The organism is Streptomyces sp. NPDC018026, assembly GCF_044327745.1.
Taxonomy (GTDB): domain Bacteria; phylum Actinomycetota; class Actinomycetes; order Streptomycetales; family Streptomycetaceae; genus Streptomyces; species Streptomyces rubrogriseus.
Genome location: NZ_JBIRFY010000015.1, coordinates 74,196 through 91,559 on the forward strand (window position 1 = coordinate 74,196; position 17,364 = coordinate 91,559).

A 17,364-nucleotide genomic window follows, 5' to 3' on the forward strand; every position below is an offset into this window, starting at 1 on the left:
GGGCACGGCTCCGGCACCGGCGGCACGGGGCGCCGGAACGGAGCCGGGCCCGCGATCCGCTCCTTCCGCCGGCCGGGGCCGGCGGGAGCGAGACACGGGGGAGCCCGGAGGGACGACCGGTGACGGGAGTCCCGACGAGGGGACGTACGGGGGAGCAGGAGAAGGCGCCGGTCCGACGGCGGCCCGCGGGGGACGCGGCCACCGCGGACCGGCGTTCTTCGTGCACCGCCGCCACCCCCGCCCGCCGCTCGGCTCCGGCCGGTCAGCCCCGGCCGCTCACGCGTCCCTGGAGCAGCCGGGACAGCGCGGCGTGCACGTCGTCGAGCGAGCGCTCCGGCTGGAACGCCTTCCAGTCCAGCGCCGCCACCAGGACCATGCCGACCAGCGCGGCGGCGGTCAGCGGCACGTCGATGTCCTCACTGAACTCACCGCTCGCCACGCCTTCGCGCAGGACGCCCTCCACCACCGCCACGGCCTCCTGCCGGACCACGAGCAGCGTGGACTGCCAGGCCCGGTTGGTGCGCCACAGTTCGGCCACGTACAGCTGGGTGAAGGCCGGGTAGCGGTCGATGAAGACGAGCCCCGCGCGGATCATCGCGTCCAGGGCGTCGACCCGGCCGCGGCCGTCCCGGGCGGTCCGTTCCGCGGCCTGCCGCAGCGAGGCGGTCAGGAGGCCGACACCGTGCCGCAGCAGCTCCTCGAAGAGGACGGACTTGCTGGCGAAGTTGTAGTAGACCGTGCCCTTCGCGACCCCGGCCCGCTCGGCGATCTCGTCCACGGTGGTGGCGGAGAAGCCCTGCTCGGCGATGAGGGTGACCGCCGCCTCGTAGAGCTTCTGCCGGGTGGCCTCGCGACGGCTGCCGCTCTGCGAGGCGGTGCTGCTGCTTTCCATGGTCCCGATTCTCACAGCACCCCGTGCGGCGGCGTCACCGCAGGCCCGCGCAGAACCGGAACCGAACGGCCGATCGAATCGAAAGTCCAGGTCAGAACGGATTGTCAGTGCCATACCTCACGATGGGCACATACGGCACCTCCTGCCAGGACGTGCCGTCACGGAGACGACAGGAGGATCGTCATGGCCCACTCGTCCGCAGCCGCCGCCCGGCGGCGCCGCGCGGCCGGCCCTGCACCCTCACTGACCGGACCGGCGAGCGACGTGCACCCCGTGCTCCGCCGCACGACCGCCCCGCCCGCCGCCCTCGACCTGCTCGCCCAGGCCCGGGCCGGGCTGGAGGAGGCCACCACCCTCGAAACGCCGAACGAGCGCTACGCGACGGCCCACCTCGCCGCCCTGCGCACCGCCGCCGCGGTGCTGGCCGCGCGCGGCCGACCGGAGACCGGACCACGGGCCAGGGCCCGCATCCGCAGCGCCTGGGAGGTGCTGCCCGAGATCGCGCCCGAGCTGTCCGACTGGAGCGCGCTGTTCGCCTCCGGCGCGCGGCGCCGGGCACGCGCCGAGGCGGGCATCCGGGGCGCGGCGGGCAGCCGGGACGCCGACGACCTGATACGCGACGTGGCGATGTTCCTGCGCCTGGTGGAGCGGATGCTGGTCCTCCAGCCGGTCCTGCCCCAGCCCCGCCCGGACACGGACCCACCGGGTCGGGGCGCCGAGCGGCCCCGCCGTTCCGACGCCGGTCACCCGGGCCGCGACCTGCCGGACGCCGGCTGAGCGGGAGACGAACGGGTGCCCGGTGCGCGCGGCGCAGGCAATAGGGTGGGAGTCGCCTGAAGCCTCCCCCTCCCCGCACCGGGCGGGGGTGGCAGCCCGTTCGCTCCGCCCGTGTCCGAGGCGGTGCCGCGCCGAGGAGTCAACTGCCGTGTCGGACCCGATGCGCCCACCCGCCTCCCACCCCCGGCCGCACCCGGCGGCTCCGCGCTCCGAGCCCTCCCGTTCCCGGGCCGCCCTGCGCACCGCCGTGGTCTGGGACGTCCTCCAGGACGCGCTGGACCGCCGGGTGAAGGCCACGGGCCGGCCGACGCTGGACGTCCTCGACACCGGCGGCGGCAGCGGCAACTTCGCGGTGCCCGTGGCCGGGCTCGGCCACCGCGTCACCGTCGTCGACCCGAGCCCCAACGCCCTGTTCGCCCTGGAGCGCCGGGCTGCCGAGGCCGGTGTCGCCGACCGCGTGCGAGGCGTCCAGGGCGACGCCCGCGGCCTCTTCGACGTGGTCGAGCGCGGCGGCTACGACGCGGTGCTGTGCCACGGCGTCCTGGAGTACGTCGACGACCCCGCGGAGGGCGTCCGCAACGCGGTGGCGGCGCTGCGCGAGGACGGCGTCCTTAGCCTGCTCGCCGCGGGCCTGGGCGGCGCCGTGCTCGCCCGCGCCCTCGCCGGCCACTTCACGGAGGCCCGGCAGGCCCTGGACGACCCGGACGGCCGCTGGGGCACGGGTGACCCGGTGCCGCGCCGGTTCACCGCCGAGCAGCTCACCGCGCTGGTCGAGGCCGCCGGGCTCCGGATCGGCGCCGTGCACGGCGTACGGGTCTTCGCCGACCTCGTGCCCGGCGTGCTGGTGGACACCGAGCCCGGTGCCATGGACGCCCTGCTGAAGCTGGAGGCCGCGGCGGCCGAACTCGCCGCGTTCCACTCCGTGGCCACCCAGCTCCATGTGCTCGGCGAGACGCGAGGGGCCGCCGAGGCCTGAGCGCCCGGTGGGGTAAGGCCCTGATCAGGGACGCGACTGCAGATGGAGTACGCCACAGGCCCCCCGAACGGGGGGCAGTCGCCGTATGATCGAGGGAGACGGCCCGGCATGACGGGTCGGCCGCTGGGGAATGGGAACTTCAGCGAGCCGGTACGGCCATGACGGAGTCCGGTTGGTCAATTGGCGCAGAGGGGCGGGTTTCACGGGGGCGATTCCCTGCCTATCCTGAAGGGACCCCCCGGGTCGCCCCGGCGACTGCACGATGAGGAGGACTCCGTGCCGCTCTCGGAGCACGAGCAGCGCATGCTCGAGCAGATGGAGCGAGCGCTGTACGCCGAAGATCCCAAGTTCGCGACAGCGCTCGAGGGAAGCGGGCTGCGTACGTACACCCGGCGACGGGTCTACCAGGCGGTCGCGGGCTTCCTTGTAGGTATTGCGCTCCTCATGGCCGGTATGGTCGCCCAGCAGGTGTGGCTCAGCGTGGTGGGCTTCCTGGTCATGCTGGGGTGCGCGGTGCTCGCCGTGACCGGCTGGCGCAAGGCCCCCAAGCCGGGCGAGCAGCAGCAGGCGGCCGGTGCCGGACCGCAGGCCGCGCGCCGCCAAGGACGACAGAAACGCTCGATGATGGACCGCATCGACGAGCGCTGGCAGCGCCGCAGGGACGAGCAGCAGGGCGGCCAGTAGCGCCGTCCGAGCAGCCGCTCACCAGCACATGCGCGTGAGGGGGTGACCACCGTCCGGGTGGTCACCCCCTCACGCGTGCCCATGAGCACCCGTTCGGCTCAGCCCTGCTGGTCCGACGTCCTGCGCCACTGCGGCCGGGCGGCCGCGGCCCGCCGTTTCAGGGCCGCCCACCGGGCCGACACCGTCCAGCTCACCCGGATGGCCGAACGCGGGGCGAACCGTGCGCGCAGCCGCGTTCCGCGGCCGACGGTGGCCCGCAGTCCGGCGGTCGCCAGCCGCACATCCTCCGCCAGCCCCGCCGTCGGGCGCGGACGGGGCGCGTAGAGGACCTGCTCCACGGCGTCCGCGACCCGGTGCACCGCCTGTGCGGCCGTCGGCTCGAGCCGGCCCAGCCGGACGATGCGGGCCGCCGCCTTGCGCGGGGTCTGCGACTCCTGAGGCAGGATGCCGAGGTCCCACGCGGCGTCGGTCAGCTCCTGCCACACCGCCAGGGTGTGCGGGCCGACGTCCGCGGCACCGCGGCCGTGCGCCCCGAGCCGTACCGACCTGGCACGCAGCCGCCACAGCATCGGTGCCAGCGGGAGCAGCAGCACCACGAGCCCGGCCAGGGCCCAGGCCAGCAGCGCGTACCACTTCGGTCCGTCGCCGCCGGTGACGGGCACGGCCACCGCGGACTCGTTGGAGCAGGCGTCCAGCTTCTTGTCCTGCGGGGAGCAGGTGTCGCTCGACGAGGGCGCCGCGGACGGCTCCGACTCCGCGCTCCGCGACGGGACGGCCGGGTCCGGCACCGAGCTGCCCGGCCGTTCCGTGATGGTGTACGACGGGGTCGAGCCACGCGTCGGCGTCGGCTCGAAGCGGGTCCAGCCCACGCCCTCGAAGTACACCTCGGGCCACGCGTGCGCGTCCCGCAGCCCCACCGACACCGAGCCGTCCGCCTGCGGGGAGCCCGGCGCGAAGCCGACCGCGACCCTGGCCGGAATGCCCAGGGAACGGGCCATCGCCGCCATGGCGAAGGAGAAGTGGACGCAGAAGCCCTCCTTGTCCTTCAGGAACCGGGCGATCGCCTCCGAACCGCTGCCGACCTTGACCTGGGTGTCGTACTCGAAGCCGCCGTTGACCGCGAAGTACTCCTGGAGCCTGACCGCCTGCTCGTAGGGGTTCGCGGCGTCGGCGGTGACCTCGCGGGCGGTCCGGGAGACCACGTCGGGCAGCGAGTCCGGCAGCTCCGTGTACTCGCGCACGAGGGCCGCCGACGGCGGCGGCGCCGCGGCGAGCTGCTCCGCCGTCGGCTGCACGTTCAGGCTGCGTACCTCGTACTTCAGCCCGCGGGTGTTCTGGCCGTGGTCGCCGACCAGCGTCATGCCGACGGGTTCGAAGCGCCAGTTGCCCGCGACGCGCACGCCGCTGGGCGGATAGGGCATCGGCAGCCAGTCCTGCGCGTACCAGTCCGCGGCCGAGATCAGGGCCCGGCTCTCCGTGCGCCTGATGTCGGGGCCGAGGCCGACCGGTGTGGGGAAGGTGCCGTCCGGCACGGCGGTGATGCGCCGCTTGGACGGCTTCCAGGTGGTGCCGTCGAAGTCGTCCAGGGACACGATGCGCAGGTACAGGTCGGACAGGTCCTCGGAGTCCGTCCGGACGGAGAGGACCTCTCGGTCCTCGTTGACGTTCAGGCTGTCCCGCAGGGAGACCAGCGGGTTCACCGCGGAGATCGTGCCGCCGCCACCGGTGCCGGAGCCCACGCCGCCACCGGCGCCGTCCAGCAGCCCGCCGTCCATCGCCGGCAGAGCCAGCGGCACCACCAGCGCGATGCCCAGCGCGAAGGCGCCGATGCGCCGCCCGGTGCGGACCGGGGCCAGGGCGCGCCCCTGCTCCGGGCCCGGTGGGCGCGAGGAGCCGCCGAAGACCCGGCCCCACTGCGAGAGCCGGTCACGTCCCTCGGCCAGGAGCAGCATCAGATAGCCGACCGCCGCGACCAGGAACCAGAGCCAGTCGGCGCCGCCCTCGGACAGCCCCGCGGCCACCGAGTAGAGGGCGAGCAGGGGCAGGCCGGCCGGGGCGGCACTGCGGAAGGTCACCGCGAGGGTGTCCACCAGCAGGCCGATCACCAGGACGCCGCCGACCAGCATCAGCCGGATGCCGTCGGACTCCAGCGGCGCCGGGATCGCGTACCGGGCGATGTCGTCGCCGCCCTGCTGGAGCAGGTCGGCGAAGCGCTGGAAGGCCTGCGGGCCGGGGACCAGCCCGGCGAACGCCTGCTGCCGGGCGAAGACCAGGGTCAGCAGGACCAGCGTGACCACGGCCTGCGCCGCGATGGTCAGCGGCCGGGCCAGCGGCACCCGCCGGGCCACCGCGCCCACCCCCGACTGCACCGCCAGCAGCACCGCCGCCTGGAGGATCCACGTGGCCGGTTCGACCAACGGCAGCAACGCACAGGACGCCATCAACGTGGCCGCCCAGGCACACACCGCCAACCGCGCGCGCCCGCTCATCACGCCCCCTCTCCGCCGGCCGGCGCCGCGAGAGCGGTGCGTTCGTGGTCGGCCAGGCGCCACACTTCCTCCACGGTGGCGCCCCTGGGGACCGCCACGGCGGTCCAGCCCGCCTCGCGGAGCATCCGCAGCCGCTCGTCGCTCCCGGCCGACGGGCCGGGCACGTCGGCCGGCTCGCGGGCCCACGTCTCGCTGTCCAGGACGAAGGCGACGGCGCCGCCGCCCCGCTGCCGCATCTTCGCCACCACCGTGGCCTGCTCCTCGTCCAGGTCGCCGAAGAACGCCACCAGCAGCCCCTCGTTCCCGCCGCGCAGCATGTCGTACGCCCGCGACAGACCCGTGTCGTCCGAGTGGTCGATCACGGCGAGGGTGTCCATCATCAGACCGGCCGCGTCGGCCGTCCCCTGGCTCGCGCCCGCGAAGCCGTCGGCGCCCTCGCCCGGCACCGCGTCGCCGTTGCCGGTGAGCAGCCGGACGGAGAAGCCCCGCTCCAGCATGTGCACCAGCACGGACGCCGCGCCCGACACCGCCCACTCGAAGGCCGAGTCGGGGCCCGCGCCCTCGAAGGCCACCACCCGGGTGTCGAGCAGCACCGTGCAGCGGGCCCGCTGCGGCTGCTCCTCGCGGCGCACCATCAGCTCGCCGTAGCGCGCGGTGGAGCGCCAGTGCACCCGGCGCAGGTCGTCGCCGTAGCGGTACCCGCGCGGGATCACGTCGTCGTCACCGGCCAGGGCGAGCGAGCGCTGCCGTCCCTCGCCGTACCCCTTCGCCTCACCGCTCAGCCGCACCGGCGGCAGCGCCTCCACCCGCGGGATCACGGTCAGCGTGTCGTACGTCGAGAAGGAGCGGGTCAGCTCGCACAGGCCGAACGGGTCGGTCAGGCGCAGCTGCAACGGGCCCAGCGGGAAGCGGCCGCGCAGGTCGGAGCGGACCCGGTAGGACACCTCGCGGCGGCCGCCCGGCTCCACCCGGTCGAGCACGAAGCGGGGCCGCGGACCCAGTACGTAGGGCACCCGGTCCTGGAGCATCAGCAGACCGGTGGGCAGCCGGGAGACGTTGTCCACGCGCAGATGCACCCGGGCCTCGCTGCCCGCGGGCACCCGCCCCGGGGAGAGCCGGCGACTGCCCGCGACCCGGTAGCGCGTGCGGTAGAGGACGGCCGCGCAGACCAGGGGGAGGGCACCCAGGAGCAGCCCGACGCGCAGCAGGTCGCTCTGGCCCAGGACGTACGCGCAGACCGCCGCCGCGATGCCGGCGGCCAGGAAGGAGCGCCCGCGGGTGGTCAGACCGGAAAGGGCGGTGCGGATGCCGCCGCTCTCGCCCCCGTCGGCCTCGGACCGGTCCGTCCCCCCGGCGTCCATCACAGCCTCCGCGGCGGCTGCTGACCGTACGCCGGCGTGCCGCGGCCCACGCCGAAGCCCGTCTGCTGCTGGGGCTCCGCGGGCACCGCGGTGCGCTGCAGGATCTCCTGGACGACCTGCTCGGCGGTGCGGCGGTTGAGCTGGGCCTGCGCGGTCGGCAGCAGCCGGTGGGCCAGCACGGCGACCGCGAGGGCCTGCACGTCGTCCGGCAGCGCGTAGTCCCGCCCGCCCAGGGCGGCGGACGCCTTCGCCGCGCGCAGCAGATGCAGCGTGGCACGCGGCGAGGCGCCGAGTCTGAGGTCCGGGTGGGTGCGGGTGGCGGCGACCAGGTCCACCGCGTACCGCCGGACCGGATCCGCCACGTGGACGCCGCGGACCGCCTCGATCAGCTTCAGGATGTCGTGCGCGTGCGCCACCGGCTGGAGGTCGTCCAGCGGGCTGGCCCCGCCGTGCACGTCGAGCATCTGCAACTCGGCCTCCGGGCTCGGATAGCCGATGGAGACCCGGGCCATGAAGCGGTCCCGCTGGGCCTCCGGAAGCGGGTAGGTGCCCTCCATCTCGACCGGGTTCTGCGTCGCCACCACCATGAAGGGGCTGGGCAGCTCGTAGGTCTGGCCGTCGATGGTGACCTGACGCTCCTCCATCGACTCGAGCAGCGCCGACTGCGTCTTCGGCGACGCGCGGTTGATCTCGTCGCCGATCACCACCTGGGCGAAGATCGCACCCGGCTTGAACTCGAAGTCCCGCCGCTGCTGGTCCCAGATCGACACCCCGGTGATGTCCGAGGGCAGCAGGTCCGGCGTGAACTGGATCCGGCGCACGGAACAGTCGATGGACCGCGCCAGCGCCTTGGCCAGCATGGTCTTGCCGACCCCCGGCACATCCTCGATCAGCAGGTGTCCCTCGGCCAGCAGCACGGTCAGCGAGAGCCGGACGACCTCGGGCTTGCCCTCGATCACGTCCTCCACCGAACCGCGGACCCGCTCGACCACGGCGGTCAGATCTTCCCCCACGCTTCCGTACGCTCGCGCGGCGGTGCCTCCACGGCTCGCCTGATCGTCATAGGTCGTCACCCGGCCCTCCTCGGCCTTTCCCGCACTCCCTGGGAAGTGGGGGTACCCCAACTTGCCGGCCGGCCCCGCACCGCGGACCGGCCCACCCCGAATCACGGACACCGCGCCGAAAAAGTTCCGCGCGACACCACTTCCCGCATTCTTGCCGCCGTTACCGATTCGTGTCACTCGCCTGTGGACAACTGGCCGCGATATGTCGGCCCTTACGGCCTTTGCGGAGCTTGCACTGCGGGACCGTCGGGGCGGGCCGCCGGGTCAGGCGGGGTCGACCTCGCGCAGCAGCCCGGTCTTCACGTCGAAGACGAAACCGCGCACGTCCTCGGTGTGCAGCAGGAACGGCGAGGTGCGCACCCGCTCGATCGACTGCCGCACGTCCTGGTCGGCGTCCCGGAAGGCCTCCACCGCCCACGCCGGACGCTGGCCCACCTCCAGCTCCAGGTCGTGCCGGAACTCCTCGGTGATGGTCTCCATGCCGCAGCCCGTGTGGTGGATGAGGGCCACGCTGCGGGTGCCGAGCGCCCGCTGGCTGATCGTCAGGGACCGGATCACGTCGTCGGTGACGACCCCGCCCGCGTTGCGGATCGTGTGGCAGTCGCCGAGCTTCAGGCCGAGCGCGGCGTGCAGGTCCAGACGGGCGTCCATGCAGGCCACGACGGCGACGTGCTGTACGGGGCGGGCGTCCATGCCGGGGTCGGCGAACGCCGCGGCGTAGCGTTCGTTCGCCTCGACGAGCCGGTCGGTGACGGTGTGGTCGGCCGCTATGGCGGATTCGGAGCCCGCGGGTACCGATGCAGAAGTCGTCATATCCATGACGTTACTGGCCGTCCCGGTCCGTGGCCCGCTGTGAAGCGGGACAAAGAATGTCATCGAGGCTTGTTGTGAGCCAACCCACAGGGTGGCGGGATTGCGGCCGTACGAGTGAAAAGCCGGGCGATGCCGGTTTGCTGACACCGGTGTCCGCGACGCGCAGGCCGGTTGATTGACCGGGCGACACCGTGGACTAAAGTGGCGCGAAGCGGGAGGCGAGGCCTCCCTGCTGGACTGAATTCCCCGGAGACCTGGGCGACGTCCCGCCAGATCTCCCCACGTGCGCGGCGCGTACGTACGGCTCGGCCTCCTCCCGCTCCCGGCCGGCCGACGCTTTTGGCGCCGGCAGGCCTCCCCTTCAGATGCGAGCGGGAGGGGACCCGGCAGTGCGTGACGCCGCGCCGGACCTGAGAGGCCGCCCCACTTGAGCCAGAGTCGACACGTCCCGGTGATGCTCCAGCGGTGTCTGGACCTGCTGGCACCCGCCCTGACGGAGCCGGGAGCCGTGGTCGTCGACTGCACGCTGGGGCTCGGCGGGCACAGTGAGGCGCTCCTCGAACGCTTCCCCGAGGCCCGGCTCGTCGCCCTCGACCGCGACAAGGAGGCCCTGCGCCTGTCCGGCGAGCGGCTCGCCCCCTACGGCGAGCGCGCCACCCTCGTGCACGCCGTCTACGACGAGCTGCCCGACGTGCTCGACCGGCTCGGCGTCCCCCGCGTCCAGGGCGTGCTGTTCGACCTCGGCGTCTCCTCCATGCAGCTCGACGAGGCCGACCGCGGCTTCGCCTACGCCCAGGACGCCCCGCTCGACATGCGGATGGACCAGAGCACCGGCATGAGCGCCGCCGAGGTCCTCAACACCTACCCGCCCGGCGACCTCGTCCGCATCCTGCGGGCGTACGGCGAGGAGAAGCAGGCCAAGCGGATCGTGTCCGCCGTCGTGCGCGAGCGCGAGAAGGAGCCGTTCACCAACAGCGCCCGCCTGGTGGAGTTGATCCGCGCGGCGCTGCCGCAGGCCGCCAAGCGCACCGGCGGCAACCCGGCCAAGCGCACCTTCCAGGCCCTGCGCATCGAGGTCAACGGCGAGCTGTCCGTCCTGGAGCGGGCGATCCCGGCCGCCGTCGCGTCCGTCGCGGTCGGCGGGCGGATCGCCGTGCTGTCGTACCACTCGCTGGAGGACCGGCTGGTCAAACAGGTGTTCGCGGCCGGCGCCGCCAACACCGCGCCCCCCGGCCTGCCCGTCGTCCCCGAGCAGTACGCACCGCGGCTCAAGCTGCTCACCCGCGGTGCCGAACTCCCCACCGAGGAGGAGATCGCCGAGAACCGCCGTGCGGCACCGGCACGGCTGCGCGGCGCCGAGCGCATCAGGGAGTCCCTCGGGTGAAGGGAGTCCCTCGGGCGGAGCGAGCGAGGCAGACCGGGCACCGGTGCGGACGACACCCAGGGGAGGGCGTGTGAGCAGGAAACCCGAACTGAAGGGCAGGGCGGCCCGGCTGGCCCGGCTCCTGCCCACCGGCGGCCCCCGGGGCCAGGCGGCCCGGGCGCCGTTCGTCCTCCTGGTCGTCGTGCTCCTCGGCGGCGGCCTCATCGGGCTCCTCGTGCTGAACTCCGCCCTGAGCGAGGGCTCCTTCCAGCTGGACGACCTCAAGCAGCGGACCAAGGAGCTCACCGACGAGGAGCAGGCGCTCCAGCGGGACATCGACGCCTACTCCGCCCCCCGGGCCCTCCAGCGCCGCGCCCGCGAGCTGGGCATGGTGCCCGGCGGCGACCCCGCCTTCCTCGACCCCGACGGCACCGTCAAGGGCGTGCCCAGTCCCGCCCCCGCCGCGGCCACCCCTCTTGTCCTCGCCCCCGAGGCGCTGGCCTCGACGTCCGCCGGCGCGTCCTCGGTCACGCCGTCCCCCTACACAGAGCCCTCCGGCCCGGCCCCCACGCCCACCACCGCGGCCCCGTCCAACGCAGCCGCCACCCCCACCACCGCGGCGCCGCCCACCCCGACCCCGACTCCCGGCAGGTGACGGAAGTGTCCGACAGGGAACCGCCGCGCCGCCGGGTGCCCGGACCCGCGAGGCCCGTCCGCCCCGGCGGCGGGCGCCGCCCGGGGCCCGGCGCCCGGCCCGCCCGCAGGCCTGGACCGCCCCGCCCGGCGCCCCGCGCCTTCCGGCTGGGCAGCCCGCGCCCCCGGCTGCGCATGATCGGCCTCGCACTGACCCTGGTGCTGGCCGCGTTCGTCGTACGGCTCCTCCAGGTGCAGGCCGTCGACGCCGGCACCTACTCGGCGAAGGCCGAGCAGAACCGCTACGTCGTGCACACCCTGCCCGCCGAACGCGGCGGGATCACCGACCGCAACGGGATCGCCCTCGCGACCACCGTGGACTCCTACGACATCACCGCCGACCCCACGATGTTCACCCGCGAGCAGTTGAAGGTCGGCGACGGACCCGAGCAGGCGGCGGCGCTCCTCGCACCGATCCTCGGCCAGGACCAGGAGCGGCTGGCCAAGGTGCTCCGCCCGAAGAACAAGGACCTGCGCTACGTCCGCCTGGCGCGCCGGCAGACCCCCCAGGTCTGGAACCAGATCAAGGACCTGAAGACCGCGCTCACCACGAAGGCGGAGACCGACAAGTCCACGGTCAACGTGCTCGCGGGCGTCTTCGCCGACCCCAGCAGCAAGCGGGTGTACCCGGGCGGCGACCTCGCCGCCGGCATCCTCGGCTGGGTCGGCGCCGACGGCAAGGGCGGCGGCGGCCTGGAGCGGAAGCTGGACAAGACGCTGGCCGGCGAGGACGGCAAGATCCGCTACGCGCAGTCCGGCGGGCGCCAGGTGCCCACCGCCGGTTCCACCGAGACGCCCGCCGTGCCGGGCAGCGACGTCGAGCTGACCATCGACCGCGACATCCAGTGGGCGGCGCAGCACGCCATCAGCGAGCAGGTGGAGAAGTCCAAGGCGGACGGCGGCTACGTCATCGTCCAGGACACCACCACCGGCGAGATCCTCGCCATGGCTAACTCGCCCGGCTTCGACCCGGGCGACCTCGCCCACGCCGACCCCGCGGCGCTGGGCAACGCCGCGCTCCAGGACGCCTTCGAACCGGGTTCCACCGCCAAGGTGCTGTCCATGGCGGCGGTGCTGGAGGAGAACGTCGCCACGCCCGGCACCCACATCACCGTCCCCAACCGGCTCAAGCGCGGCGACCGGCTCTTCAAGGACGACATCGACCACCCGACCTGGTACCTCACGCTCAACGGCGTGCTCGCCAAGTCCAGCAACATCGGCACCATCATGGCCACCGGTGAGCTGGGCAAGACCCAGGCCGAGGCCAACAAGGTGCTCTACTCCTACCTGCGCAAGTTCGGCCTCGGCGGCTACAGCGGGCTCGGCTTCCCCGGCGAGACCAAGGGCATCCTCGCGCCGCCCGACCAGTGGTCGACCTCGCAGCAGTACACGATCCCTTTCGGCCAGGGCGTCTCCGTGAACGCGCTCCAGGCGGCCTCCATCTACTCGACCGTCGCCAACGGCGGCGTCCGCATCGAACCCACGCTGGTGCGTGGCACGAAGGGCGCCGACGGACGCTTCACTCCGGCTCCGGAACCCAAGAAGACCCGTGTGACCAGCGAGAAGACCGCGAAGACCCTCGCGCAGATGCTGGAGTCCGTCGTCGACGACGAGGAGGGCACCGGCACCAAGGCCCGCATCGCCGGCTACCGGGTGGCGGGCAAGACGGGCACGGCCAACCGGGTGGATCCGGCCACCGGCAAGTACCACGGCTACACCTCGTCCTTCGCCGGGTTCGCCCCCGCCGACAAGCCCCGCGTCACCGTCTACTGCGCCATCCAGAACGCCACCGAGGGCAGCTACTTCGGCGGCCAGATCTGCGGCCCCATCTACAAGCAGGTCATGGAGTTCGCCTTGAAGACCCTTCAGGTCCCGCCGACCGGGGCCGCCCCCGCGAGGCTCCCGGTCACGTTCAAACCCTGAGCCGTACCGCCCCTCCCGCACCGAGCCCGTACCGAGCCAGCGCCGTTTCAGTACCGAGCCACCAGGAACCACCCGTGACAACGATCACCCCCGACCCCGGGAACCAGAGCGCCCCCCAGGCCTCGCCCCAGCCCTCGCTTCGCCGGGAGGCGGGTACTGCCGGTACGCTCACCGCCGTGCCACACCCTGATCAGTCCCAAACCACCCAGAAGGGCCACCCCGTGACATACCCGGGACCGCCCCGGCCGGTGCGGATCTCCGCCACACCCCTCGCGGAACTCGCCGATCAGCTGGGTACCTCCGCGCCGGACGGCTCCGCCGAGGTCACGGGCATCACCCACGACTCGCGCGCCGTCCGCCCCGGCGACCTGTACGCCGCCCTGCCCGGAGCCCGCGCCCACGGCGCCGACTTCGTCACCCAGGCCGCGGGCCTCGGCGCCGCCGCAGTGCTGACCGACCCGGCCGGCGCGGAGCGCGTCGCCGCCACCGGCCTGCCGGCGCTCGTCGTCGACGACCCCCGCGCGCGGATGGGCGAGCTGGCGGCCACGATCTACGGCCACCCCGGCCGCGACCTGCTCCAGATCGGCATCACCGGCACCTCCGGCAAGACCACCACCGCCTACCTCGTCGAGGGCGGCCTGCGCACCGCGAAGTCCACCGGGCTGATCGGCACGGTCGAGATGCGCATCGGCGACGAGCGCATCAAGTCCGAGCGCACCACGCCCGAGGCCACCGACCTCCAGGCGCTGTTCGCGGTGATGCGCGAGCGCGGCACCGAGGCGGTCGCCATGGAGGTCTCCAGCCACGCCCTGGTGCTCGGCCGCGTCGACGCCTGCGTCTTCGACATCGCCGTCTTCACCAACCTCAGCCCGGAGCACATGGAGTTCCACTCCGGCATGGAGGACTACTTCCAGGCCAAGGCGCAGCTCTTCACCCCGAAGCGCAGCAGGCTCGGCGTGGTCAACGTCGACGACGAGTACGGGCGCCGCCTCGCGAACGAGGCCACCGTCCCGGTCGTCACCTACTCCGCCGAGGGCCACCCGGACGCCGACTGGCGCGCCGACGAGGTCGAGGTCGGCCCGCTGGACTCGACGTTCACCGTGCTCGGGCCGAAGGGCGAGCGGATCGCCGCCAAGTCGCCGCTGGCCGGACCGTTCAACGTGGCGAACACCCTCGCCGCGATCGTCGCCCTGGCCGCCGCCGGGCTCGACCCGCAGGAGGCCGCCGACGGCGTCGCCGCCGTACCGGGCGTGCCGGGCCGCCTGGAGCGCGTGGACGAGGGCCAGCCCTACTTCGCGGTGGTCGACTACGCCCACAAGACCGACGCCGTCGAGTCGGTCCTGCGGGCCCTGCGCAAGGTCACCGAGGGCAAGCTGCACGCCGTGCTCGGCTGCGGCGGCGACCGGGACACCACCAAGCGGGAGCCGATGGGCGCCGCCGTGGCCCGGTTCGCCGACACCGCCGTACTGACCTCCGACAACCCCCGCTCCGAGGACCCCCTCGCGATCCTCGCCACCATGCTCCAGGGCGCGGCGTCCGTGCCCGCGCACGAGCGCGGCGAGGTGCAGGTCTTCGAGGACCGGGCCGCCGCGATCGCCGCCGCCGTCGCCCGGGCCGAGCCCGGCGACACGGTGCTGGTGGCGGGCAAGGGCCACGAGCAGGGCCAGGACATCGCCGGGGTCGTCCGTCCCTTCGACGACCGCCAGGTGCTGCGCGAAGCCATCAAGAAGACCCGGGGATGAAATCCCGAACGATCCAAGGGACGAGATCCCGAACGATCCAGCCGATCCTGATCCTGATCCAGGGGACGAACTTGTGATCACCCTCTCACTCGCCGAGATCGCAGAAGTCGTCGGCGGGCGGATGCACGACATACCGGACCCGTCCGCCGAGGTCACCGGGCCGGTCGTCCGGGACTCCCGGGAAGCCGGGCCCGGCAGCCTCTTCGTCGCCTTCGTCGGCGAACGGGTGGACGGCCACGACTTCGCCGCGCAGGTCGTCGAAGCGGGAGCGGTGGCCGTCCTCGGCTCCCGGCCCGTCGGCGTGCCCGCGATCGTCGTCGAGGACGTCCAGGCCGCCCTCGGCGCCCTCGCCCGGCACGTCGTACGACGCCTCGGCACCACCCTCGTGGCCCTCACCGGGTCGGCCGGCAAGACCAGCACCAAGGACCTGATCGCCCAGGTCCTGCGCCGCAAGGCGCCCACGGTGTTCACGCCCGGCTCCATGAACAACGAGGTCGGGCTGCCGCTCACCGCGCTCACCGCCACCGAGGACACGAAGTTCCTCGTCCTGGAGATGGGCGCCCGCGGCATCGGCCACATCCGGTACCTGTGCGAGCTGACGCCGCCGAGGATCGGCCTCGTCCTCAACGTCGGCTCCGCGCACATCGGAGAGTTCGGCGGCCGGGAGCAGATCGCCCGGGCCAAGGGCGAACTCGTCGAGGCGCTGCCGCCGGCCGAGGAGGGCGGCACCGCGGTCCTCAACGCGGACGACCCGCTCGTACGGGCCATGGCCTCCCGAACGAAGGCGAAGGTGATCCTTTTCGGAGAGTCCGGCGAAGCGGACGTGTCCGCCGAGAACGTGCGACTCACGGACACCGGACAGCCTTCCTTCCGCCTTCACACACCCTCCGGTGCAAGCGATGTGACCATGCGCCTGTACGGTGAGCACCACGTGTCGAACGCGCTCGCCGCGGCCGCCGTCGCCCACGAGTTGGGCATGTCCGCAGACGAGATCGCCACCGCGCTCTCCGAGGCGGGCTCCCTCTCCCGCTGGCGGATGGAGGTCACCGAGCGCCCGGACGGCGTGACGGTCGTCAACGACGCCTACAACGCGAACCCCGAGTCCATGAAGGCCGCACTGCGTGCCCTCGTGGCGATCGGCAAGGGGCGTCGTACGTGGGCGGTGCTCGGCAAGATGGCCGAGCTCGGGGACGAGGCGCTCGCCGAGCACGACGCGGTCGGACGGCTCGCCGTCCGGCTCAACGTCAGCAAGCTCGTCGCGGTCGGGGGCAGGGAAGCCCAATGGCTGCAACTGGGCGCATATAACGAGGGTTCGTGGGGTGAGGAGTCGGTGCACGTGTCCGACGCACAGGCGGCGGTCGACCTGTTGCGCAGCGAGTTGCGCCCAGGAGACGTCGTGCTCGTGAAGGCGTCCCGTTCGGTGGGTCTGGAGAGCGTCGCCACGGCGCTCCTCGAGACCGGCGCCGAGGGTGAGGTTGCCGCCCGATGATGAAGCAGATCCTGTTCGCAGGAGTCATTGGCCTCTTCCTCACGCTGGTCGGCACCCCGCTGCTGATCAAGCTTCTGGCCCGCAAGGGCTACGGCCAGTACATCCGCGACGACGGACCGCGCGAGCACGCCAGCAAGCGCGGTACGCCGACCATGGGTGGTATCGCCTTCATCCTGGCGACGGTCGCCGCGTACTTCCTCGCCAAGGGCATCACCGGCTATCTGGACCCCGACATCGACGCGGGGCCGACCTTCTCCGGTCTGCTGGTGCTCGGCCTGATGGTGGGCATGGGCCTGGTCGGCTTCCTCGACGACTACATCAAGATCGTCAAGCGGCGATCGCTGGGCCTGCGGGCCCGGGCGAAGATGATCGGCCAGCTCACCGTCGGCATCGCCTTCGCCGTGCTCTCGCTGCAGTTCGCGGACAACCGGGGCAACACCCCGGCCTCGGACAAGCTGTCGTTCATCACCGACTTCGGCTGGGCCCTCGGCCCGGTGCTGTTCGTCGTCTGGGCGCTGTTCATGATCCTCGCGATGTCGAACGGCGTGAACCTGACCGACGGCCTGGACGGCCTGGCCACCGGCGCCTCCGTCCTGGTCTTCGGCGCCTACACCTTCATCGGCGTGTGGCAGTTCCAGGAGTCCTGCGCCAACGCGCTGACCCTGACCAACCCGGGCGCCTGCTACGAGGTGAGAGACCCGCTCGACCTCGCGGTGGTCGCGTCCGCGCTGATGGGTTCCTGCCTCGGCTTCCTGTGGTGGAACACCTCGCCGGCCAAGATCTTCATGGGCGACACCGGTTCGCTCGCGCTCGGCGGTGTGCTCGCGGGTCTGGCGATCTGCTCGCGCACCGAACTGCTGATGGCCATCCTCGGCGGCCTGTTCGTGCTGATCACCATGTCGGTGGTCATCCAGGTCGGCTCCTTCCGCCTCACCGGCAAGCGGGTCTTCCGGATGGCGCCACTCCAGCACCACTTCGAACTCAAAGGCTGGTCCGAAGTCCTTGTCGTGGTCCGTTTCTGGATCATCCAGGGCATCTGTGTGATCGTCGGACTCGGCCTCTTCTACGCGGGATGGGCAACGGACAAGTGACCTCCTC

The 17,364-nt window shown here is 72.9% G+C and carries 14 protein-coding genes; 9 read left to right on the plus strand and 5 right to left on the minus strand.

From position 1 onward, the window contains the following. Positions 1 to 262 precede the first annotated feature (262 nt). On the minus strand, positions 263 to 892 hold the full coding sequence (locus tag ACH4D3_RS33785; protein WP_398330245.1) for a TetR/AcrR family transcriptional regulator: 630 nt from the start codon (positions 890 to 892) through the stop codon (positions 263 to 265). Positions 893 to 1,075: 183 nt separating this feature from the next. Here ACH4D3_RS33785 and ACH4D3_RS33790 point away from each other — a divergent pair, with 183 nt between their 5' ends. From ACH4D3_RS33790 to ACH4D3_RS33800, 3 genes are all read left to right on the plus strand, one after another. Beyond that, positions 1,076 to 1,669, plus strand: coding sequence for an SAV_6107 family HEPN domain-containing protein (locus ACH4D3_RS33790; protein ID WP_398330248.1), 594 nt, complete (start codon positions 1,076 to 1,078; stop codon positions 1,667 to 1,669). 148 nt (positions 1,670 to 1,817) lie between these two features. Then, complete coding sequence (locus tag ACH4D3_RS33795; RefSeq protein WP_398330250.1) at positions 1,818 to 2,645, plus strand: methyltransferase; 828 nt, start codon at positions 1,818 to 1,820, stop codon at positions 2,643 to 2,645. Positions 2,646 to 2,921: 276 nt separating this feature from the next. After that, entirely contained in the window at positions 2,922 to 3,329 is a 408-nt protein-coding gene (locus tag ACH4D3_RS33800; RefSeq protein ID WP_011028137.1) for a spore wall synthesis complex protein, read from the plus strand. A gap of 98 nt (positions 3,330 to 3,427) precedes the next feature. On the opposite strand, the gene ACH4D3_RS33805 is transcribed toward ACH4D3_RS33800, so the two are convergent. The 4 genes from ACH4D3_RS33805 to ACH4D3_RS33820 all read right to left on the minus strand — a co-directional run bounded on the left by ACH4D3_RS33805 (position 3,428) and on the right by ACH4D3_RS33820 (position 9,056). Continuing rightward, the gene (locus tag ACH4D3_RS33805) at positions 3,428 to 5,818 is read right to left on the minus strand and encodes a DUF3488 and DUF4129 domain-containing transglutaminase family protein (protein WP_398330253.1); all 2,391 of its coding nucleotides are present in this window, start codon (positions 5,816 to 5,818) and stop codon (positions 3,428 to 3,430) included. After that, complete coding sequence (locus ACH4D3_RS33810) at positions 5,818 to 7,179, minus strand: DUF58 domain-containing protein (RefSeq protein WP_398330256.1); 1,362 nt, start codon at positions 7,177 to 7,179, stop codon at positions 5,818 to 5,820. The genes ACH4D3_RS33805 and ACH4D3_RS33810 overlap by 1 nt, the downstream gene beginning before the upstream one ends. Further along, positions 7,179 to 8,252: an AAA family ATPase gene (locus tag ACH4D3_RS33815; protein WP_398330259.1), complete on the minus strand. Its 1,074-nt coding sequence runs from the start codon at positions 8,250 to 8,252 to the stop codon at positions 7,179 to 7,181. The genes ACH4D3_RS33810 and ACH4D3_RS33815 overlap by 1 nt, the downstream gene beginning before the upstream one ends. Positions 8,253 to 8,507: 255 nt before the next feature. Beyond that, positions 8,508 to 9,056 carry a beta-class carbonic anhydrase gene (locus tag ACH4D3_RS33820; RefSeq protein ID WP_398330262.1) on the minus strand — a complete coding sequence of 183 codons (549 nt, stop codon included), beginning with the start codon at positions 9,054 to 9,056 and terminating at the stop codon, positions 8,508 to 8,510. Positions 9,057 to 9,483: 427 nt separating this feature from the next. Between ACH4D3_RS33820 and rsmH the strand changes: the two genes are divergently transcribed. From rsmH to mraY, 6 genes are all read left to right on the plus strand, one after another. Next, positions 9,484 to 10,440 carry a 16S rRNA (cytosine(1402)-N(4))-methyltransferase RsmH gene (rsmH, locus tag ACH4D3_RS33825; RefSeq protein WP_398330265.1) on the plus strand — a complete coding sequence of 319 codons (957 nt, stop codon included), beginning with the start codon at positions 9,484 to 9,486 and terminating at the stop codon, positions 10,438 to 10,440. Between the two features lie 70 nt (positions 10,441 to 10,510). Next, positions 10,511 to 11,074 (plus strand): septum formation initiator family protein, encoded by a 564-nt coding sequence (locus ACH4D3_RS33830; RefSeq protein ID WP_398330268.1) that lies wholly within the window; start codon positions 10,511 to 10,513, stop codon positions 11,072 to 11,074. Continuing rightward, the gene (gene ftsI, locus ACH4D3_RS33835; RefSeq protein ID WP_398330271.1) at positions 11,071 to 13,035 is read left to right on the plus strand and encodes a cell division protein FtsI; all 1,965 of its coding nucleotides are present in this window, start codon (positions 11,071 to 11,073) and stop codon (positions 13,033 to 13,035) included. The genes ACH4D3_RS33830 and ftsI overlap by 4 nt, the downstream gene beginning before the upstream one ends. A gap of 221 nt (positions 13,036 to 13,256) precedes the next feature. Further along, on the plus strand, positions 13,257 to 14,777 hold the full coding sequence (locus ACH4D3_RS33840) for a UDP-N-acetylmuramoyl-L-alanyl-D-glutamate--2,6-diaminopimelate ligase (RefSeq protein ID WP_398330274.1): 1,521 nt from the start codon (positions 13,257 to 13,259) through the stop codon (positions 14,775 to 14,777). 73 nt (positions 14,778 to 14,850) lie between these two features. Beyond that, positions 14,851 to 16,266 (plus strand): UDP-N-acetylmuramoyl-tripeptide--D-alanyl-D-alanine ligase, encoded by a 1,416-nt coding sequence (gene murF / locus ACH4D3_RS33845; protein ID WP_398330277.1) that lies wholly within the window; start codon positions 14,851 to 14,853, stop codon positions 16,264 to 16,266. After that, positions 16,266 to 17,357: a phospho-N-acetylmuramoyl-pentapeptide-transferase gene (gene mraY, locus ACH4D3_RS33850; protein WP_398330602.1), complete on the plus strand. Its 1,092-nt coding sequence runs from the start codon at positions 16,266 to 16,268 to the stop codon at positions 17,355 to 17,357. Before murF ends, mraY begins: the two co-directional genes overlap by 1 nt. The last annotated feature ends 7 nt before the right edge of the window (positions 17,358 to 17,364 follow it).